We start from the raw sequence: 20558 nt of genomic DNA, 5'->3' as shown, positions 1-20558 counted from the left end.
CGCGCCGCTTCGGCATGGCGGTAGACCGCCGTTGCGAATCCCCAATCCCGAATGCCCAATCCCGGCCCCTCAGGCCCATGGGGGGCTGTACTTGATCTTCAACGTCCGCACCGCCGGGTCGGCGCGCAGGCTGTCCATCAGTTGCTGGTCGATGCGCACCGAGTGGTTGCCGTTGAGGTCGAGCATGCCGGCCACGCCGCCGCAGGGGGCGCGCAGCAGCAGGTCCAGGCGCAGGGGCGTCTTGCCGGGGCGGTGCTTGGCCAGCAGGGCGTCGATGCGCTTGAAGGCCTGCTTCTCGCGCAGGTCCAGGCGCAGCGACAGCCGTTGCGCGTGGTCGGCGCAGATCTGCTCGTAGTCCCAGCACTGGCGGATGCGCAGGCTGTAGCCGCCGTTGAATTCGTCCTCGCGCAGGCCGCCCTTGACGATCAGGATGCGGTCGCGGGTGAGCAGGTGGCCGAACTCGGCCATCGCATCGGAGAACGCGCTGCATTCCACCCGGCCGCGGCCGTCTTCCAGTTGCACGAACACCTGGCTGTCGCCCTTGCGGCGCACGCCGACCACCTGGCCGGCAAGAATGGCGCTCACCTCCGGGCGCCAGGCGCGTTTCTCGCCGTCGCCACCACCACCGCCGCCACGTTGCTGGGAGGCCAGGATCTTTTCCAGCGCGCCCAGGTCGCAGCCGACCAGCTCGCGCACCTCCTCGCGGTGCGGGTCGAACGGATGCCCGCTGAGGTAGAAGCCCAGCGTTTCGCGCTCGCCGGTGAGCAGCTGGCCCAACGGCCATTCCTTGCTCTCGGGCAGGTCCAGGCGCATCGCCGGCGCGCTCGGGTCCGGGCCGCCGAACAGCGAGTTCTGCCCCGAGGCGCGCTCGCGCGCCATCTGTTCGGTGGCCTTCATCACTTCGGGCAGCTGCAGCATCAGCGAGGCGCGGTTCTTGCCCAGCCCATCCATGGCGCCAGCATTGATCATCGCTTCCAGCGTGCGCCGATTGAGCTTTGCGGTGCCCACGCGCGTGCAGAAATCCAGCAGCGTGGTATAGGGGCCGCCGCGCTGGCGTTCTTCGACGATCGCTTCGCAGGCACCCTGGCCGACGCCCTTGATCGCGCCCAGGCCGTACTGGATCGTGTCCGGGCTGGCGGCTTCGAACATGTAGGCCGATTCGTTGACGCGCGGCGGCCTGACGGTCAGGCCGAGATTGCGCACCTCATCGAGAAAGCCCACCACCTTGTCGGTGTTGTCCATGTCCGAGGACAGCGTGGCGGCCATGAATTCGGCCGGGTAATGCCGTTTCAGCCAGGCGGTCTGGTAGCTGACCAGCGCGTAGGCGGCCGCGTGCGACTTGTTGAAGCCGTAGCCGGCGAACTTCTCCATCAGGTCGAAGATTTCGTCGGCCTTGGCCGCGCCCACGCCGCCCTTGGCCGCACCCTCGCGGAAGATCTCGCGGTGCTTGGCCATTTCGGCCGGCACCTTCTTGCCCATCGCGCGACGCAGCAGGTCGGCGCCACCCAGCGAGTAATCGCCGACGATCTGCGCCATCTGCATCACCTGCTCCTGGTACACCATGATGCCGTAGGTGTCTTTCAGGATGACTTCGGTGCGCGGATCGGGATAGACGATCTCCTGCTGGCCGTGCTTGCGCGCGTTGAAGTCCGGGATCAGGTCCATCGGGCCGGGGCGGTACAGCGACACCAGCGCGATCAGGTCTTCGAAGCGGTCCGGGCGCGCGTCCTTGAGCAGGCGGCGCATGCCCGAGGATTCGAACTGGAACACCGCACCGGTGGCGCCGGAAGCGAACACGCCCTTGTAGGTCGGCGCGTCGTCGAGCGGGATGGCGGTGATGTTCACCGGGTCGATGCCGGCGCGCGCGTGGCGCACGTTGATCGCCTTGACCGCCCAGTCGATGATGGTCAGCGTGCGCAGGCCGAGGAAGTCGAACTTCACCAGGCCCACCGCTTCAACATCGTCCTTGTCGAACTGGGTCACCGGGTTCTTGCCGCGGCCGTCTTCGTCGTGTTCGGCGAACAGCGGGCAGAACTCGGACAGCGGATCCGGCGCGATCACTACGCCGCCGGCGTGCTTGCCGGCGTTGCGGGTGAGATCTTCGAGCTGGCGCGCCAGGTCCATCAGGTCGCGCACGTCGTCTTCGACCTGGTAGCGCTGGATCAGGTCCGGCGAGGCCATCTCCGAGTCCTTGCCTTCGCCCATCGCGTCCTTGAGCGTGATGCCCAGGATGTTGGGGATCAGCTTGGCGACGCTGTCCACCAGACCATACGAGAAGCCCAGCACGCGGCCGGCGTCGCGCACCACCGCCTTGGCCGCCATGGTGCCGTAGGTGATGATCTGGCTGACGCGCTCGCGGCCGTACTTGCGCGCCACGTAGTCGATGACTTCGTCGCGGCGGTCCATGCAGAAGTCGATGTCGAAGTCGGGCATCGACACGCGCTCGGGGTTCAAGAAGCGCTCGAACAGCAGGTTGTACGGCAGCGGGTCTAGGTCGGTGATCTGCAGCGCCCAGGCCACCAGCGAACCGGCACCGGAACCGCGCCCCGGGCCGATCGGAATGCCCTGGTTCTTGCCCCACTGGATGAAGTCGGCCACGATCAGGAAGTAGCCTGGAAAGCCCATCTTGATGATGGTGTCCAGCTCGAATTCCAGCCGGTCCACGTAGTCCTGGCGCGTCTTGCCCGGGGCGATCGGGTTCTTTTCCAGGCGTGCGGCCAGGCCCTGTCGCGACTGGCTGCGGATCCAGCTGTCCAGGGTCTCGTCTTCGGGCACCGGGTAGGCGGGCAGGAAGTAGGTGCCCAGCCGCATCTCGATGTTGCAGCGCTGCGCCAGCGCATGTGTGTTGTCGATCGCATCGGGGATGTCGGCGAACAGCGCGGCCATCTCCTCGCTGGATTTCAGGTATTGCTGATCGCTGTACTCGCGTGGCCGCTTGGGATCGTCCAGCACGCGGCCGGAGGAAATGCACACGCGCGCCTCGTGCGCGTTGAAATCGTTGGCGTACAGGAAGCGCACGTCGTTGCTGGCCACCACCGGCAACCCGCGCACGCCGGCCGCATGCAGGGCGAACTGGTTGAAGCGTTCTTCGCCCTCGCGGCCGGTGCGGGTGAGTTCCAGGTGCAGGCCATCGCCGAACACGCGTTGCCAGTCGGCCAGCTGCTGCTCGGCCAGGTCGGCACGGCCCTCGTTGAACAAGCGCCCGGCCAGGCTGTCGCGTCCGGCCAGCGCGAACAGGTTGGCATGGCCGGCCTGCAACCACTCGGGATGGACCGCCACCCCGCCCTCGGGGCGGTGGCCTTCCATCCAGGCGCGGGTGAGCAGCCGCGACAGGCTCAGGTAACCCTCGCGGTCGCGGCATAGCAGGGTCATGCGCCACGGCGTCATGTCCGGCGTGGCGATCATCACGTCGGCGCCGGCGATGGGTTTGATGCCCACGCCTTCGGCGGCCTTGTAGAACTTGACCAGCGCGAACAGGTTGTTGAGGTCGGTGACCGCCAGCGCGGGCATGTCGAGTTCGACCGCCCGGCTCAGCAGATTGGCCTGCTTGGCTTTTTTCGGATCGGCCTGATCCGGTTTCTCGGGCACACGGATGGTGGAATCCGCCAGCGAGAACTCGGTGTGGACGTGCAGATGGACGAAGCGGGAAGTGGACATGCGGAACCAGAACGATGCCCGGGCAGGGTAGCGGCGGGGGCGGGGAGGAACAAGGCTTGACAAGCCGGGACCGGGGGCCCGGGACCGGGGACCCGGGGGGAGCAAAAGCAAAAGCGCGAATACGTGGCGGTCCGCTGCCGGCCGTTGCCGTTGCCGTTGCTTTGCCGGGTCCCCGGTCCCGGGTCCCCAGTCCCGGCCTCAGACCTCAGACCTCTAAAAGCGGCGCAACCAGCTGCACCACCTGCAGCTGTTCCGGGTCCTCGATCCCCGGTCCCGGGTCCCGGCTCCCCAGGCTCTCCAGCGCCAACCGCACCGGCGCAAAGCTGCGGCGATGCTGCGGGCACGGCCCGTGGGTCTGCAGGGCGGCCAGGTGGGTGGGCGTGCTGTACCCCTTGTGCTGATCGAAGCGGTATTCGGGGTGCTGTGCATGCAGCTGATGCATCACGCGGTCGCGGGTGACCTTGGCCACGATCGAGGCGGCCATGATGGCGCGGTCCAGCGCATCGCCGCCGATCAGCGCTTCGGCCGGGCAGGGCAGCCCCTTGGGGACGCGGTTGCCGTCGATGCGCGCGAAGCTGGCCACATGCGCCACACCTTCCACCGCGCGGCGCATCCCGAGCATGGTGGCCTGGTAGATATTGATGCGGTCGATTTCTTCGCTCTCGATCAACACCACCGACCACGCCAGCGCCCGGTCGATGATGCGCGCGTACAACTGCTCGCGGCGCTCGGCCGTGAGCTGCTTGGAATCGTCCAGCCCGTTGATGCGCGGCTTGCCCGGGTCGAACACCACCGCCGCGACTGCCACCGGCCCGGCCAGCGGACCGCGGCCGGCTTCGTCGACACCGGCGGTCAAAATCCGGGATTCGGCATTCGGGATTTGGGATTGGCCAAACAAGGCCGGCTGGCGGAGGTCGGTCATGCTGTTGCTCCTGACGAATCCCGAATCCCCACTCCCGAATCCCGGCCCTCCAGCAGCTCCGCCACCGCATCGGCCGCGCGCGCCGAGGCATCGCGGCGCAGTTCGGCGTGCAGGGCCAGATACCGCGGTTGCAGGGCGGCGACCTTTTCCGGGTGCTTGAACCAGTCCAGCAGGGCCACGCACAGCCGTTCCGGGGTGCAGTCGTCCTGCATCAACTCGGGGGCGAGGTCGTCGTTGGCCAGGATGTTGGGCAGGGCGTAGCGGTTGACCTTGAGCAGGCCCAGCGTCTTGACGATGCGGTAGGTCAGTGGCGCCACCTTGTAGCCGACCACCATCGGGCGCTTGACCAGCATCGCTTCCAGCGTGGCGGTGCCCGAGGCCAGCAGCACCACGTCGGCGGCGAGCATGGCGGTGCGTGCCTGGCCGTCGAGCAGGTGCGAGCGCATCACCGGCAGCGACGAGCGCGACAGCTGCTCGGCCAGCAACTGCTTGCAGCCCGGGTTGGCGGCCGGCACCAGCACATGCAGGTTGGATAGGTGCTCGGACACCAGCCAGGCGGCCTGGAAGAAGGTATCGCCGAGTCGGCTGATTTCGCCATGTCGGCTGCCCGGCAGCACCGCCAGCACGGTACTGGAGGCAGACAACCCCAGCGTGGCGCGCGCGGCCTCGCGGTCGGCCTGGTAGGCGATGTCGTCGGCCATCGGGTGGCCGACGAAGCGCGCGTCCACGCCGTGTTTGGCATAGATCGGCGGTTCCATCGGGAACAGGCACAGCACCAGGTCGGCGCTGGCGCCGATCTTTTCCGCACGCTTTTCGCGCCAGGCCCACACCGAGGGGCTGACGTAATGCACGGTCCTGATGCCGCGCTGCTTGAGCCAGCGCTCCACCGGCAGATTGAAGTCCGGCGCATCGATGCCGATGAACACGTCCGGCTTCCACGCCAGCACGCGCTCGCGGAACGCGCTGCGCAGCTTGAGCAGACGCGGCAGATGGCGCAGCACTTCGGTCAGGCCCATCACTGCCAGCTCGCTGGCATCGAACCAGGTCTGGCAGCCCGCGCCACGCATCGCATCGCCGCCGATGCCCACGAATTCGGCGTTGGGGTAGCGCAGCCGCAACTGTTCTATCAGGCCCGCGCCCAGGATATCGCCGGAGGCTTCGCCGGCGATCAGCGCGATGCGCGGCGCGCGCCCACGCGCGCCGGGATTGGGCATTCGGGATTCGGGATTGGCAAGGGCGGGGATGACCGCCTCACCCTGCTGCGAGGTAACGCTGCTCATCCCCAATTCCGACTCCCGAATCCCGGTCTTCATCGCAGCAACGGCCTTTCCGCCGCTTCGATGAACTCCAGCATGCCGCGGACGTCTTCGCTGTCCTTGGCCTGTTCGGCCAGTTGCGCCTTGGCATCGGCCAGCGGCAGACCGGCGACGTACAGCGTGCGGTAGGCGCGCTTGATCGCGGTGATGCGCTCGGCATCGAAGCCGCGGCGCTTGAGGCCTTCGCTGTTGATGCCGCGCGGGCGGCCCAACGAGTCGCTGCCGACCATGGTGAACGGCGGCACGTCGCCGTTGGTCAGCGCGCCCATGCCCAGGAAGGCGTGCGCGCCGATGCGGCAGAACTGATGCGCACCGGCAAAGCCGCTGATGATCACGTAGTCGCCCACGGTAACGTGGCCGGCCAGCGTGGTGTTGTTGGAAAACACGCAATGGTTGCCGACATGGCAGTCGTGCGCCACGTGCGTATAGGCCAGCATCCAGTTGTCGTTGCCGATCACGGTGATGCCGCCGCCGCCACCGGTGCCGCGATTGATGGTGACGAACTCGCGGATCACGTTGCCGTCGCCGATCACCAGTTCGGTGCGTTCGCCGGCATATTTCTTGTCCTGTGGCTCGCCGCCGATCGCCGCATGGCCGATGAAGCGGTTGTTGCGACCGATCCGGGTAGGGCCGTGGATCGAGCAATGCGGCCCCACCTCGGTACCGGCGCCGATCTCCACATCGGCGCCGATCAGGCAGAACGCGCCGACGCGCACATCGTCGGCCAGTCGCGCCGCGGGATCGATGACGGCGGTGGGATGAATCAAGGGTGCCTGATCACGCATCGTCTCTCACCTCCAAAAACGGATTATTCCCTGGCGCCGGCGCACATGACTTCCGCGCTGGCCACGACTTCGCCGTTGACCTTGGCCTCGCCGTAGTAGCATCCCATGTTGCGGATCAGCCGCTTCATCTGCACGTCCAGGATCAGCACGTCGCCCGGCACCACCTGCTTGTTGAAGCGGGCGTTGTCGACCTTGACCATGTAGAACAGCTTGGACAGCGCATCGCGCCCCAGGCCGAGCTGGGTCATCACGCCGCCGGCCTGCGCCAGCGCTTCGATGATCAGCACGCCGGGCATCACCGGGCGGGTCGGGAAGTGGCCCTGGAAGAACGGCTCGTTGATGCTGACGTTTTTCTGGCCGACGATGCGCTTGGCATCCAGGTCCAGCTCGATGACCCGGTCGATCAGCAGGAACGGGTAGCGATGCGGGATCAGCGTCTGGATCTGGTTGACGTCGATCGGCAGCTCGTAAACGGGGTGACTCATGCGTTCTCCTTGCCCACAGCCAGGATGCGCCTTGCCAGCGCATCGAGTTGTTTGAAGCGCGCGGCATTCTTGCGCCACGTGCGGTTGTCGGTGAGAGGGGTGCCGGACGAATACTCGCCCGGCTCATGGATGGAATTGCGCACCACCGACTTGCCGGTGATCACCACCTTGTCGCAGATCTCCAGGTGGCCGACTACGCCCACATGCCCGCCAAGCAGGCAATAGCGGCCGATCTTGGCGCTGCCGGCAATGCCGGTGCAGCCGGCGATGGCGCTATGGGCGCCGATGCGGCAGTTGTGCGCGATCTGCACCAGATTGTCCACGCGCACGTCTTCTTCCAGCACGGTGTCTTCCAGTGCGCCGCGGTCGATGCAGGTGTTGGCGCCGATCTCGCAATCGTCGCCGATGACCACGCCGCCGAGCTGCGGCACCTTGATCCAGTGGCCGGCGTCCATCGCCAGGCCGAAGCCGTCCGCGCCGATCACCGCGCCCGGATGGATCCGCACGCGCCTGCCCAGGCGCACCCGGGTGACCAGGGTGACCCGGGCGAGCAGTTCGCTGCCGTCGTCCACCACGCAGTCCTCGCCGATGATGCTGCCGGTGCCGATCACGCAGCCATCGCCCACGCGGCTACGCGCACCGATGCTGACGAACGGGCCGACATGCGCGCCCGGCGAGACCTGCGCGCTGGGATCGATCACGGCCGACGGGTGGATGCCAGGTGCACGCACCGGCGCCACGTCGAACAGCGCCGCAATCTTGGCGAACGCTGTATACGGGTCCTTGGCGACCAGCACGGTGCCGCGCGCGGCCTCGGCATCCTCGGCGCGCACCACGACCACGGCGGCCCGGGTGTCAGCCAATTGCGGCCGGTAACGCGGATTGGACAGGAAGCTCAGCTGGCTTGCGCCGGCGTGCGCCAGCGTCGCCACCCCGGTGACCTCGGTCGCGCCGTCGCCAACGACGGTCAGACCAAATTGTTCGGCAATCGCACTGGCGGTCAACGGCATCAGGTGAACCTCGCGTAAACAGTAAGTGGCTGTTTTTACGGAAAAAAAACATTGCCAAGAATGCGCTAAACAGTCAGGCGTATCTGTTGCCTGGCCGCAACCGCGCGGCTAACCCAGGAAGAAGCATATGAAATCCCTCCTCTCCATGTTCGCCGGTGTGATCCTGCTGGGCGCTGTCAGCAGCGCATCGGCCGACGATTTCGCGCAGCAGCGTGCCGATGCGCAGAGCTTCTGGGACCAGCAGGTGCAATGCGTGGACTCATCCGATTGGAGCGCCACCGCCAGCTGCCTGGGCAAGGTCTGGAGCAACTACTTCTAAGGCTGTTTCGCATCGGGTTGTTCAAACAAACAATGGCGGCCCGAGCGACCGGGCCGCCATTGTTTTGCGTGCCAATCTTAGAACTGGCCGCCGAAGGTGAACTGCAGACGCTCGATTTCGTCGTTGTCTTCCTTCTTCAGCGGGAACGCATAGCTGATCGAAATGGGGCCGACCGGGGCGCGCCACAACAGCGCCACACCGGTGGAGGCACGCAGCTCGTTGGCCTGGAAGTTGTCCACGCCGTTGTAGACGTTACCGAAGTCGACGAACGCCGAGATACGTGCCGACGGGCTGTCGAACAGCTTCGGGAAATACATTTCCACCGAACCGACGGTCTTGAACGAGCCACCCAGCGGCTGGCCGCGGTTGAAGCCGTTGATCGCTTCCGAACGCGGGCCCAGGGTGTTGTCTTCGAAACCGCGCACCGAGTTGGTACCGCCGGCATAGAAGTTCTCGTAGAACGGCAGGCCGGTGGCGGTGATGGTGCGGGTCGACCCATCCGGGTTGGTGACCACGCGGGTGCTGTCGTTGCCGTAGCTGTCGCCGTAGCCCAGCTCGAAACGCGTGTTCAACACCAGCGCGGGGATGATCGGCCAGTAGTTGGAGATCTGGTAGTTGAGCTTGTAGTACTCGACCGTGGAGCCGGGCAGGGTGGTCTCCAGGCCGACGCGCTGGTACATGCCGCGGGTGGGCATGAAGAAATCGTTGCGGGTATCGCGCGCCCAGCCCAGCTCGGTGCGCCAGGCGTGGAAGGTGCGGGTACCGACCGCGTCGATGTAGTCGATGATGGCGCGCGGGGTGGTGCCTGGAAAAACCGTGATCTGGTTGCTGTCGATGCCCACCATCGCCGAGACGGTGTCGTTCTCGGTGATCGGCACGCCGAACACCACCTGCGCCGAGCCGTTCTTGCTGTTGAACTGCGCGGTGTTGAAGTCCGAGTAGTCCAGCGAGCGCCAGGACAGGTTGTAGCCCAGCGACACACCGTCGTCGGTAAAGAACGGGTTGGTGTAGGAGAACGCATAGCGCTGCTGGAAGGTGCTGCGCGAGGCTTCCACCGCCACCCGGTTGCCGCCGCCCAGGAAGTTGTTCTGCGACAACTGCACCGAGGTGGTCACGCCGAAGCTCTGCGAATAGCCCAGGCCGAACACGAAGCTGCCGGAGGTGGTTTCCTTGACGTCGTAGACCACGTCCACCTGGTCGTTGCTGCCGGGCACCGCGGGGGTTTCCACGTTCACCGACTCGAAGTAGCCCAGGCGCTGCAGACGGATCTTGGAACGGTCGATCGCCGCCTGCGAATACCAGGTGTTCTCGAACTGGCGCATTTCGCGGCGCAAGACCTCGTCGGAGGTGCGGCTGTTGCCCTTGTAGAGGATGCGGCGCACGGTCACGCGCGGGCCGGGCACCACCTGCAGGTTCACCGCAACGGTGCGGTCCTCGCGGTTCGGGGTCGGGATCGGATTGACCTTGGCGAATGCGTAACCGACATTGCTCAGCGTATTGGTGATCGCATCGGAGGTGTACTCCAGCAGCGCACGCGAGAAGATGTCGCCGGCCTTGGGGATCACCAGGCGCTCGATGTCGGCCTGCGGCAGCACGGTGTCGCCGGTGACCTTGATCTCGGAAATCTTGTACTGCTCGCCCTCGGTGACGCCGGCACTGACGAACATGTCGCGCTTGTCCGGGCTGATCGACACCTGGGTGGAATCGATGCTGAAGTCCACGTAGCCACGGTCCAGGTACCAGGAATTGAGCTTCTCCAGGTCGCCGGACATCTTTTCCTTGGAGTACTGGTCGTCGCGGCGATACCACGAGGCCCAGTTGTGCTCCTTGGATTCCCAGTTCTCCAGGATGTCCTCGTTGGCGAACTTTTCCGTACCGATCAGGTTGACGTGGCGGATCTTGGCCGCCTTGCCTTCCTTGATCGCGATGGCCACATCGACGCGGTTGCGGTCCAGCGGGCTCACCGTCGGGGTGATCTCCACGTTGTACTTGCCGCGGTTGTTGTACTGGCGGGTCAGTTCCTGGGTCACGCGGTCCAGGCTCAGGCGGTCGAAGGTGCCGCCTTCGGACAGGCCGATGTCGCCCAGGCCCTTGAGCAGCTCCTCGGACTTGATGTCCTTGTTGCCGGTCACGGTGAGCTTGTTGATCGCCGGCCGCTCCTTGACGGTGATGACCAGGATGTTGCCCTGGCGGTCCAGCTGTACGTCCTCGAAGAAACCGGTGCGGTAGAGCGCGCGGATCGAATCGGCCACCTTGGCATCGTCCACGGTGTCGCCGCGGTTCACCGGCAGATAGGTGAACACGGTGCCGGATGCAATGCGCTGCAGGCCATCGACGCGGATGTCGCTGGCAACGAACGGCTCGGCGGCCAGGGCAACGGCTGGCAGGCTGAGGCCGGCGGCAAGAGCGAGGGCAAGCAAGCGGCGAGTGGGAAGACGCGTCATGTCACATCCGGTTGGAGTCGATTTCGGGTGTTGCTGGATGCCGGCGTATGACGACGACAACAGGCGGAAAGAGTGGAGCAGCTTCATCGTGTAACCAGGCCAAGAATGTCGTTGTAGAACGCCAGTCCCATCAGCCCTGCCAGGACCGCGAGGCCGACATATTGCCCGGCAATCATGGCCCGCTCGCTGATCGGGCTGCCCTTGACCAACTCAATAAGGTAATACAGCAGATGCCCCCCGTCCAAGATCGGGATAGGCATCAGGTTGATGATCGCAAGGCTCAGCGACAGCAGACCGAGGAAATACAGGAACCAGTCGAGCCCGCGTTCGGCCGAGGCATTGGCGGCGCGCGCGATGGTCACCGGGCCGGAAATGTTCTTCACCGAAGCCTGGCCGGTCAACATGCGCTTCATCATGCCCAGCGAATCGGCGGTCATCCGGCCGGTTTCGCGGATCGCCGCAGGCACCGCGGCAAATAGACCGTACTGCTGGCGGCTGTCGTACGCCGGGGCGGGCGCTGCGGCCGGGCGGATGCCGATCATCCACTGGCCCTGCGGCGACTTGCGTGGGGCGATCTCCAGCGCCAGCCGGTCTTCGCCCTGTTCGCCCTTGCGCGCCACCTCGATCATACCCAGGCCACCGTGCTCGCCCAGCGCCTGCACCTGCGGAATGATGTCCTCGGCCGAGCGGATCGGCTGGCCGTCGATGGCCACGATGCGGTCGCCCGGCTTGAGCAGGCCGTCGGCCACCGAGCCGGGGACCACTTCGGCGATCACCGGTGGTTGCAGCATGAACTGCCAACCGATCCCGGCCAGCGACGCCACGCGGCGTTCGTCGAAACCGACCGGCAGCTGCGACAGGCGCAGCGTATGTTCGCGGCTGCCCGCGCCTTCGACGCTGGTCTGCACCTGGATGTCGCGCCTGTCCATCGCCGCGGTGGTGAGCTGCATGCTGGCATCGCTCCAGCTGCTCACGCTGCGCCCGTCGATGCGCACGATGCGTTCGCCCGGGGTCAGCCCGGCTTCGGCGGCCAGGCCGTCGGCGCGGCCGACGGTGGCCGAGTAGTCCTGCTTGCCCACCACGAACATGGCCCACAGCATCGCCATGCACAGCAGCAGGTTGGCGATCGGGCCGGCAGCGACGATCGCGATGCGCTGCCATACGCTCTTGCGGTTGAAGGCCTGGTCCTGCTCGGCCGGGTGCACGTCGCCTTCGCGTTCGTCCAGCATCCTGACGTAGCCGCCCAGCGGAATCGCTGCCACCACGAACTCGGTACCGTGGCGGTCGCGGCGCATCCACAGCGGTTTGCCGAAGCCCACCGAGAAACGCAGCACCTTGACGCCGCAGCGGCGTGCGACCCAGAAGTGCCCAAATTCGTGAAAGGTCACCAACACACCCAGGCTGACGATCATCCACCAGACCGACCCGATGAAATCACCCATGGATGCAACTCGGTTGCGTGAATCGATCAGGCATGAAGGGCGTAGTGGGGAAGGGCGCGTTCGGCGATTTGCCGGGCTTGCGCGTCGGCAAAAAGCAGGCTGTCGAGGGTGTCGGCATTGTGCCGCGGGAGCGTTGTCAACGTGTGTTCGACCAACGCAGGAACAGCTAGGAAACCTATTTGGCCCTGAAGAAACGCTGAAACGGCTACTTCATTGGCTGCGTTCAGGATGGCCGGGGCGGTGCCGCCGGCGCGCAGCGCGGCCCAGGCCAGGCCCAGGCAGGGAAATGCAGCGGTGTCGGGCGCCTCGAAATCCAGCCGGCCCTGTTGCAACAGATCCAGCCCCGCCACCCCCGAGTCGACCCGCTCCGGCCAGGCCAGGCCGACCGCCAGGGTCGTGCGCATGTCCGGCAGGCCGAGCTGGGCCAGGGTGGAGCCGTCGACGAATTCGACCAGCGAATGCACCAGGCTTTGCGGGTGCACCAGCACATCGATCCGGTCGCCGGGCAGGCCGAACAGGTGATGCGCCTCGATGACTTCCAGGCCCTTGTTCATCAGGGTCGCCGAATCCACCGAAATCTTCGGCCCCATCGACCACTTGGGATGCGCCACCGCCTGTGCGGGCGTCACGGCCGACAGCGCGGCGCGGTCCCAACCGCGGAACGGGCCGCCGGAGGCGGTCAGGATCACCCGGCGCACGCCGCCGCTGGCGTCGCAGGAGCGCAGGCACTGGAAGATGGCGCTGTGCTCGCTGTCGATCGGAATGATGTCCGCACCCGCGGCGGTGGCGGTGCGGGTCAGCAGTTCGCCGGCCAGCACCAGCGATTCCTTGTTGGCCAGCAGCAGGCGCTTGCCGGCGCGCGCGGCGGCCAGGGTGGAGGGCAGGCCGGCGGCACCCACGATCGCGGCCACCACCGTATCGCAGGCATCGCTGCCGGCCAGTGCGTCCAGCGCGTCGGTGCCGGCATGTGCCTGGGTGCCCAGGCCGGCGGCACGCAGGCCGTCGCGCAGCGCCGGATACAGCGCTTGGTCGGCGATCACCGCATGCGCGGGCCGGTGGATGGCGCACAGCGCCAGCAGCTCATCGACCTTGCTGCCGGCCGACAGCACGCTGGCGCGCAGTCGCTCCGGGTGGCGTGCGATCACATCCAGCGCCGATGCGCCGATCGAGCCGGTGGCGCCGAACACGGCAACCTGACGGAGAGAAGAACCAGCCATGCCTAGAATCCGAGAATTTCCTTGCCGAGTGCGAACACCGGCAGGGCGGCGAGCACGCCATCGATACGATCCAGCACGCCGCCGTGGCCGGGAATCACCGCCCCGGAGTCCTTGGCGCCGGCATGCCGCTTGAGCAGGCTTTCGAACAGGTCGCCGAGCACCGAGGCCAGCACCGCCACTGCTGCCACCAGCACCAGCTGAGGCACGTGTGCCACGGTCAGCCCGGCCAGCCAGCCGAAGGCGCAGGCCACCGCGATACCGGCGACCATGCCGCCGACCAGGCCTTCGATGGTCTTGTTGGGGCTGATCCGCGGTGCCAGCTTGTGCTTGCCGAACGCGCGCCCAGCAAAATACGCGCCCGAGTCGGCCGCCCATACCATGGTCAACGCGGTCAGCAGCCACAGGTTGCCCTTGTCCGGGTTGGCATGCAGCAACACCAGCGCGGCCCAGGCCGGCAGGACCGCGAGGCTGCCGGCCGCAAGCTTGAGCGCGCGCGCCTGGCCGTTGCCGTGATCGGCGCCGAAGGTGAAAAAGCGCAGCCACAGCAGCGCCAGCCCCCACCACGCCACTCCGACCAGCGCAGCGATCTGGAACAGCACCATGGAGCCGGCCGAGGCCCACACCATCAGCACCATCAGCAGCAGGTTGAGCATCAGCAGCACGGTGCGCGGCAGACTGTCGTCGATACCGGAGAGCTTGAGCCACTCCCACAGGCCGGTGAGGAACAGGATCGCCGCCAGCGCCGCCAGCCACTGGGTAGGCAGCAGCACGATCGCGCAGATGGCGAGCGGCGCCATGATCAGCGCGGCAATCACGCGGGTCTTGGTCATGCGGAGGACATCTCCGTCGCCTTGTCGGCGATCTGGGCGCTGGTCAGGCCGAAGCGACGCTCGCGTCCGGCGTAATCGTCCAGCGCCTGCTGCAGTACGCCGGCGTCGAACTCCGGCCACAGGGTCTCGGTGAACCACAGCTCGGTGTAGGCCAGCTGCCACAGCAGGAAATTGCTGATGCGCGTATCGCCACCGGTGCGGATGAACAGGTCCGGCGCCGGCAGGTCGGCCAGGGCCACCCGGCTGGCGAGCAGGGCTTCGTCGATCTGCTGCGGCTGCAGGCGGCCGGCGGCGACCTCTTCGGCCAGCGCACGCGCGGCCTGCGCGATGTCCTGCCGGCCGCCGTAACTGGCCGCGATGCTCAGCACCAGCCGCGTATTGGCCGCGGTGGCGAGCTCGGCCGCGGCCATGCGATCGCGCAGCGCAGCGGCAAACCGGCCGCGCTCGCCGATGAAACGCACCTGCACGCCGCGCCGCTGCAGCTCGTCGACCTCGCGGTCCAGCGCATGCAGGAACAGCTTCATCAGCGCATCCACTTCTTCCTGTGGGCGGCCCCAGTTTTCGCTGGAAAACGCGAACAGGGTCAGCGCGCCGACGCCTTTTTCCAGGCAGAAATCGATGGTGCGATTGACCGCCCGCGCGCCGGCGCGATGGCCGATCATGCGCGGACGGCGCCGACGCTGCGCCCAACGCCCGTTGCCATCCATGATGATGGCGATATGGCGCGGGACCGCATCGGCGGGAGGGGCTGGATGCATGGCAGGCACTGCCACGATCAGACCGTCATCAATTCCTGTTCCTTGCCCTTGACGACCTCATCCACGTCCTTGATGGCCTTGTCGGTGAGCTTCTGGATGTCGTCTTCGGCGCTGCGCGCCTCGTCCTCGGTGACGGCCTTGTCCTTGAGCAGATCCTTGACCTGCTGGTTGGCATCGCGACGGATGTTGCGGATGGCCACCTTGGTGTCTTCGCCTTCGCCATGCACGGCCTTGCTGAGCTCCTTGCGGCGCTCCTCGGTCAGCGGCGGCAGGTTGAGGCGGATCACGGTGCCGACCACGGTCGGGGTCAGGCCCAGGTCGGAGGCGTAGATGGCTTTTTCCACGTCCTTGATCATGTTCTTGTCGAACAGGCTGATGACCAGCGAGCGGCCTTCGGAGACGCTGATGCTGGCGACCTGGTTGAGGGGTGTGTCGGCACCGTAGGCCTTGACCTTGATGCCATCCAGCAGCGCCGGCGACGCACGGCCGGTGCGAATGGTGGTCAGGGAATGGCGCAGAGCATCGATGCTCTTGGTCATGCGCGTCTGCGCGTCTTGTTTGATCTGGGTGAGCATCGCCGGAATCCGTGTGGAGCTGAATCCGGGGATTATAGCCGGGACTGGGGTTTCACGACTCGCGGGTCGTCAGGACCCGCGCAGCCGGTTCACTTGCCGCCCGTCTTCGCGCCGGGATTGGGTTGGAGGGTTCCGTGCAGCCTGCGGCACTGCGCCTTTGCGATTCCCCAATCCCGACTCCCGAATCCCGAACCTCAGCTCCGGCCCTGCACCAGAGTGCCGATCTGCTCGCCGCGCAGGATGCGCAGCAGCACGCCGGGCTCGCTCATGCCGAAGATGCGCAGCGGCAGGTCGCTGTCGCGTGCCAGCGCGAACGCGGCGGTATCCATCACTTCCAGGCCCTGCAGGATGACCTCGTCGTAGGTCAGGCTGTCGTAGCGCACCGCGTCGCTGTGCTTCTTGGGATCCTTGTCGTACACGCCATCGACCTTGGTCGCCTTCAGCAGCAGGTCGGCACCGATCTCGATCGCGCGCAGCGCGGCGCCCGAATCGGTGGTGAAGAACGGATTGCCGGTGCCGGCGGCGAAGATCGCGATGCGGCCCTTTTCCAGATGGCGCATGGCGCGGCGGCGGATGAAGTCCTCGCAGACATCGTTGATCTTGATCGCGCTCATCACGCGCACCTTGGCGCCGAGCTTTTCCAGCGCATCCTGCATCGCCAGCGCATTGATCACCGTGGCCAGCATGCCCATGTGATCGCCGGTGACCCGGTCCATGCCGCTGGCAGCCAGGCCGGCGCCGCGGAAGATGTTGCCGCCACCGATGACCAGGGCCACCTGCGCGCCTGCCTGCTGGGCTTCGATCACCTCCAGGGCGAGGCGATTGATGACCTTGGGATCGATGCCGTAATCCCCGTCTCCCATCAGCGCCTCCCCGGAAAGTTTGAGAAGAATGCGGCGATAGGAAAGTTCGGACATGGGGAGGCCTCGGGGGTGGGGGACGGCAAACGCCGGCAATTCTAGCGGAAGCCCGCCACCGGGCGTGGTAAAAATTCCTTTGTCGGCCTCGGCGTGATGCCTGGCTCAGTGCGCGCGCGGGTTCGGCGGCGTCGGCACATCGGTCGCATCGTAGGCGGTCACGCGGTTGCGGCCGCGATGCTTGGAGCGATACAGCGTGCTGTCGGCGGCCTGCAGCAGGTGGTCGATGCTGTCGAACTGGCGCTCGACGCCGCCGTGCGTGGCCAGGCCCGCCGAAAAGGTGATGTGCAAGGGGCCACCCTGCAGCTGCGCCATCGGCGTGCGTGCGGTTTCGGCCAGGATGCGCTCGATCACCATCAAGGCCGCATCGGCCGGCGTGTTGGGCAGGAGCACCAGGAATTCTTCGCCGCCATACCGCGCCACCAGATCGCTGGTGCGCACCATGCGTTGCAGCGTCTGCGCGAAATTGCGCAAGACTTCGTCGCCGACCAGGTGGCCGTGCGCGTCGTTGACGCGCTTGAAGTCGTCCAGGTCGATGAAGGCGATCGACAACGGCCAGCCCTGCCGCGAAGCCAGTTCGAATTCATGCGTGAGTGCGGTGCCCAGCTGGTGCCGGTTGAACACGCCGGTGAGTGCATCGCGGCTGGCCTGTTCGGCCAGATGGCGCATGCGGTTCTCCGATTCGTCGGCATGCCGGCGCGCTTCGGCCACGTCCTGCAATTCGCGCAGGCTGCGCAGCATGGCCAGCTCGCGCGCCTGCTCGAAGATCATCTGGATGTGCTCGGGTTGCGGCACGCGGATGTCGAACAGCGCTTCCAGCTCGGGCAGCGATTCGGCGATGCGTTCGATCACCTTCTCGAAGCGTTCGGCGTCCAGTTCCAGCACGTCCTGCGCCTGCCGCTGCGCGTGCTCGGTGGCGGCGACCGCGCTTGCCGACAGCCAGATATCGGCCAGCCGGCCGGACAGCGCCACGCAGGCCATGAAAGGCTCCAGGCTGACGGGCTCCTCCTCGCTCTGGGCGATCGCATTCTGCAGGTACGGCGGCAGCTGCCACTGATGCGCCAGCCAGGCGCCGACCTCGGCATGGGTGGCGCCCAGGTGCTCGCGTTCGGCGTCCAGCAGCGAGGCATTGTCCGGCGCCTGTTCCAGCAGCGGCGCGTACAGCTCGGGTGCGCCCTGCAGCAGCGCCAGCTTGCCGATGTCCTGCAGCAGGCCGGCCAGCATCAGTTCCTCGGGTTTGCGGATGCCATAGGCCTGGCCCAGGATGCGGCTGGCCAGCGCGCACAGCCCGGCGCGTCGCCAGATGCGCTCGTGCAAGGGATGGGCGGTAAAGGTGCTGCGCACGCCATGCACCATCGAAAATCCCAGTGCCAGGCTCAAGGTGGCGTTGAGACCGAGCATGGTCAACGCCTGGCCCAGGTTGTCCACGCGGCGCCGGCTCGCGTACAGCGGCGAATTGGCCACACGCAGCATGCGCGCGCTCAGCGCCATGTCCATGCCGATGACCTTTGCCGTGGTGGTCATGTCCACGTCCGGGTCCTGCGCCAGCGCGATGATGCGCAGCGCCACGCCGGGCGGCGAGGGCAGGTTATGGCAGTAGTGCAGGGCGGCCTGAAGATCTGGTTGCATGAGTCATCGCCGACAGTGATCGCAAGCATACAGCTGCGTTCGGTAAGTAGGGCGCGCCATGCCCCGCAATCGCCGCGCGGCAGTGCATGCGCGCAGGTGCTGAAAGCCTGGTCGGCATCTGGAAGTAGCGGCACCGGCAGGCGCATCTGTAGCGCCGCGGCCGGCCGCCGGCGTCGGGCTGGGCTGGGCGCAGACCGGCAAGGCGTCGTCGCCGGGTGTGGGCCTGCGGCAGGCAAAAAAAAGCCGCGGCATGCCGCGGCTTCTTTCAGCGTGACCGGACTCAGGCCAGGCCGGCCTGCTTCATCACTTCGGCGGCGTAGTCTTCCACCACCTTCTCGATGCCTTCGCCGACTGCCAGGCGCTGGAAGCCGATCACCTCGGCGCCGGCGGCCTTGACCGCCTGCTCGACCGTCTGGTCGGTGTTGAGCACGTACGGCTGGCCGTACAGGGTGACTTCGTTGACGATCTTGCTGATCTTGCCGCTGATGATCTTTTCCAGGATGTCGGCCGGCTTGGCCTTGTCCTTTTCGGACATCTTGGCCAGCTCGATTTCCTTTTCCTTGGCGATGAACTCGGCCGGGACGTCGGAGGCCTTCACGTGCGGCGGGTTCATGGCGGCGATGTGCATGGCGATGCCGCGTGCCAGCTCGATGTCGCCACCCTTCAGCTCGACCAGCACGCCGATACGGCCGCCGTGCACATAGGCGGCGACGTTGTTGGCGCTGTCGATACGGACCAGGCGACGCACTTGCAGGTTCTCGCCGACCTTGGCGATGACCGCAGCGCGGCGCTCTTCGATGGTCTCACCGCTGTCGAGCTTGACGCTCTTGAGCGCTTCGGCATCGGCCGCGTCCGAGTTCAGCGCGGCATTGGCCACGACTTCGGTGAAGGCCAGGAAGTTCTCGTCCTTGGCGACGAAGTCGGTTTCGGAGTTGACTTCGACCAGCACGGCCTTGCCGCCGGCCTGTGCGGTGGCGATGCGGCCTTCGGCGGCGACGCGGTCGGCCTTCTTGTCGGCCTTGGCCAGGCCCGACTTGCGCAGCCACTCGGCAGCGGCGTCGATGTCGCCAGCGTTTTCGACGAGTGCCTTCTTGCACTCCATCATGCCGGCGCCGGTGCGCTCGCGCAGTTCCTTGACCAGGGAAGCAGTGATTTCCACGGGATTACCTCATTGGACGAATGCGTGCGGCGGAGGTGTTTCCGCCAGTAGGAGACGGTGCAGCGTGCCGGCCGCCCCCACGGTGTCTTTGGTGGCCCGGACGGCAGGTCGTGATGGACCCGCCGGGGCTGCGGCCGCACAGCATGGTGCGGCCGCATTGCATGCCGATTACTCGGCAGCGGCGGCGTCGGCCTTCTTGTCGCCCTTCTTGGCCGGAGCGCGACGGCCCTTGCCTTCGTCGGCGGACTCGGCCGAGAACTCTTCTTCGCGAACCGAAGCGGAGTTCGGTGCAGCCGCCTTGCCTTCCAGCACGGCGTCGGCAGCGGCGCGTGCGTACAGCTGCACGGCGCGGATGGCGTCGTCGTTGCCCGGGATGGCGTAGTCGACCAGGGCCGGATCGTAGTTGGTATCGACCACTGCGATCACCGGGATGCCGAGCTTCTTGGCTTCCTTGATGGCGATGTCTTCATGGCCGATGTCGATCACGAAGATCGCGTCGGGCAGGCGGTTCATTTCCTTGATGCCGCCCAGCGAGGCATCCAGCTTCTCGCGCTCGCGACGCAGGCCCAGCACTTCGTGCTTGACCAGCTTGTCGAAGGTGCCGTCGGTTTCGGCCGATTCCAGTTCCTTCAGGCGGGCAACCGACTGCTTGACGGTACGGAAGTTGGTCAGGGTGCCGCCCAGCCAGCGCTGGGTCATGAACGGCATGCCGCAACGCTCGGCTTCTTCCTTGATGGACTCGCGCGCGCTGCGCTTGGTGCCCAGGAACAGCACGGTGCCGCGCTTCTGCGCGATCGAGGAGAGGAAGTTCATCGCGTCATTGAAGAGCGGAACGGTCTTCTCGAGGTTGATGATGTGGATCTTGCCGCGCGCGCCGAAGATGTACGGCGCCATCTTGGGGTTCCAGTAGCGGGTCTGGTGGCCGAAGTGGACGCCGGCTTCCAGCATCTGACGCATGGTGACTTGGGGCATTGCAGTAACTCCTGATAGCGGAATCGCCGTGCGCGGCTTGTTGTTGAAAAGTCCGCACATGGATGTGCGGGCTGTTGCGAGGGACTCGCATCAAAACGCACAGGATTCCGGGGTTGGGCTT

General features: G+C 66.4%; 17 protein-coding genes. 1 reads left to right on the top strand and 16 read right to left on the bottom strand.

Annotated elements, in window-relative coordinates; genetic code table 11:
- Nucleotides 1–69: 69 nt before the first annotated feature.
- The 6 genes from dnaE to lpxD form a co-directional block, all read right to left on the bottom strand.
- A complete protein-coding gene (gene dnaE / locus ACCQ05_RS14485) occupies nucleotides 70–3657 on the bottom strand; it encodes a DNA polymerase III subunit alpha (protein ID WP_372391066.1) in 3588 nt (1195 codons plus the stop codon).
- Between the two features lie 205 nt (nucleotides 3658–3862).
- Nucleotides 3863–4579, bottom strand: a complete 717-nt coding sequence (gene rnhB / locus ACCQ05_RS14480; RefSeq protein ID WP_372391064.1) for a ribonuclease HII — start codon at nucleotides 4577–4579, stop codon at nucleotides 3863–3865.
- The gene (lpxB, locus tag ACCQ05_RS14475; protein ID WP_228962439.1) at nucleotides 4576–5793 is read right to left on the bottom strand and encodes a lipid-A-disaccharide synthase; all 1218 of its coding nucleotides are present in this window, start codon (nucleotides 5791–5793) and stop codon (nucleotides 4576–4578) included. The genes rnhB and lpxB overlap by 4 nt, the downstream gene beginning before the upstream one ends.
- A gap of 95 nt (nucleotides 5794–5888) precedes the next feature.
- Nucleotides 5889–6680 carry an acyl-ACP--UDP-N-acetylglucosamine O-acyltransferase gene (gene lpxA / locus ACCQ05_RS14470; RefSeq protein ID WP_104542690.1) on the bottom strand — a complete coding sequence of 264 codons (792 nt, stop codon included), beginning with the start codon at nucleotides 6678–6680 and terminating at the stop codon, nucleotides 5889–5891.
- A 23-nt stretch (nucleotides 6681–6703) separates the two neighbouring features.
- Nucleotides 6704–7165, bottom strand: coding sequence for a 3-hydroxyacyl-ACP dehydratase FabZ (gene fabZ / locus ACCQ05_RS14465; protein ID WP_104542688.1), 462 nt, complete (start codon nucleotides 7163–7165; stop codon nucleotides 6704–6706).
- On the bottom strand, nucleotides 7162–8175 hold the full coding sequence (lpxD, locus tag ACCQ05_RS14460) for a UDP-3-O-(3-hydroxymyristoyl)glucosamine N-acyltransferase (RefSeq protein ID WP_228962385.1): 1014 nt from the start codon (nucleotides 8173–8175) through the stop codon (nucleotides 7162–7164). The genes fabZ and lpxD overlap by 4 nt, the downstream gene beginning before the upstream one ends.
- A gap of 127 nt (nucleotides 8176–8302) precedes the next feature.
- Here lpxD and ACCQ05_RS14455 point away from each other — a divergent pair, with 127 nt between their 5' ends.
- Nucleotides 8303–8494 (top strand): hypothetical protein, encoded by a 192-nt coding sequence (locus ACCQ05_RS14455; protein ID WP_228962386.1) that lies wholly within the window; start codon nucleotides 8303–8305, stop codon nucleotides 8492–8494.
- 77 nt (nucleotides 8495–8571) lie between these two features.
- Here the strand turns inward: ACCQ05_RS14455 and bamA are convergent, their stop codons facing one another.
- From bamA to rpsB, 10 genes are all read right to left on the bottom strand, one after another.
- The gene (gene bamA, locus ACCQ05_RS14450) at nucleotides 8572–10938 is read right to left on the bottom strand and encodes an outer membrane protein assembly factor BamA (RefSeq protein ID WP_228962388.1); all 2367 of its coding nucleotides are present in this window, start codon (nucleotides 10936–10938) and stop codon (nucleotides 8572–8574) included.
- A gap of 83 nt (nucleotides 10939–11021) precedes the next feature.
- Nucleotides 11022–12380: an RIP metalloprotease RseP gene (rseP, locus tag ACCQ05_RS14445; protein ID WP_228962389.1), complete on the bottom strand. Its 1359-nt coding sequence runs from the start codon at nucleotides 12378–12380 to the stop codon at nucleotides 11022–11024.
- Between the two features lie 26 nt (nucleotides 12381–12406).
- On the bottom strand, nucleotides 12407–13597 hold the full coding sequence (locus ACCQ05_RS14440; protein WP_372391062.1) for a 1-deoxy-D-xylulose-5-phosphate reductoisomerase: 1191 nt from the start codon (nucleotides 13595–13597) through the stop codon (nucleotides 12407–12409).
- Between the two features lie 2 nt (nucleotides 13598–13599).
- The gene (locus tag ACCQ05_RS14435; RefSeq protein WP_228962391.1) at nucleotides 13600–14427 is read right to left on the bottom strand and encodes a phosphatidate cytidylyltransferase; all 828 of its coding nucleotides are present in this window, start codon (nucleotides 14425–14427) and stop codon (nucleotides 13600–13602) included.
- Entirely contained in the window at nucleotides 14424–15185 is a 762-nt protein-coding gene (gene uppS, locus ACCQ05_RS14430) for a polyprenyl diphosphate synthase (protein WP_228962394.1), read from the bottom strand. The genes ACCQ05_RS14435 and uppS overlap by 4 nt, the downstream gene beginning before the upstream one ends.
- Nucleotides 15186–15202: 17 nt before the next feature.
- A complete protein-coding gene (frr, locus tag ACCQ05_RS14425) occupies nucleotides 15203–15760 on the bottom strand; it encodes a ribosome recycling factor (protein WP_228962395.1) in 558 nt (185 codons plus the stop codon).
- A gap of 194 nt (nucleotides 15761–15954) precedes the next feature.
- Nucleotides 15955–16677: a UMP kinase gene (pyrH, locus tag ACCQ05_RS14420; RefSeq protein WP_104542672.1), complete on the bottom strand. Its 723-nt coding sequence runs from the start codon at nucleotides 16675–16677 to the stop codon at nucleotides 15955–15957.
- A gap of 105 nt (nucleotides 16678–16782) precedes the next feature.
- Nucleotides 16783–18306: a sensor domain-containing diguanylate cyclase gene (locus ACCQ05_RS14415; protein WP_104542670.1), complete on the bottom strand. Its 1524-nt coding sequence runs from the start codon at nucleotides 18304–18306 to the stop codon at nucleotides 16783–16785.
- A gap of 280 nt (nucleotides 18307–18586) precedes the next feature.
- The gene (gene tsf / locus ACCQ05_RS14410; RefSeq protein WP_104542668.1) at nucleotides 18587–19465 is read right to left on the bottom strand and encodes a translation elongation factor Ts; all 879 of its coding nucleotides are present in this window, start codon (nucleotides 19463–19465) and stop codon (nucleotides 18587–18589) included.
- A gap of 168 nt (nucleotides 19466–19633) precedes the next feature.
- Nucleotides 19634–20437 (bottom strand): 30S ribosomal protein S2, encoded by an 804-nt coding sequence (gene rpsB / locus ACCQ05_RS14405; protein ID WP_104542666.1) that lies wholly within the window; start codon nucleotides 20435–20437, stop codon nucleotides 19634–19636.
- Nucleotides 20438–20558 lie beyond the last annotated feature (121 nt).

The organism is Xanthomonas sp. NCPPB 3582 (genome assembly GCF_041475735.2).
Taxonomy (GTDB): Bacteria; Pseudomonadota; Gammaproteobacteria; order Xanthomonadales; family Xanthomonadaceae; genus Xanthomonas; species Xanthomonas codiaei.
Note: the sequence above shows the minus strand (reverse complement) of the source record. Positions and strands in the feature narration are given on the sequence as shown.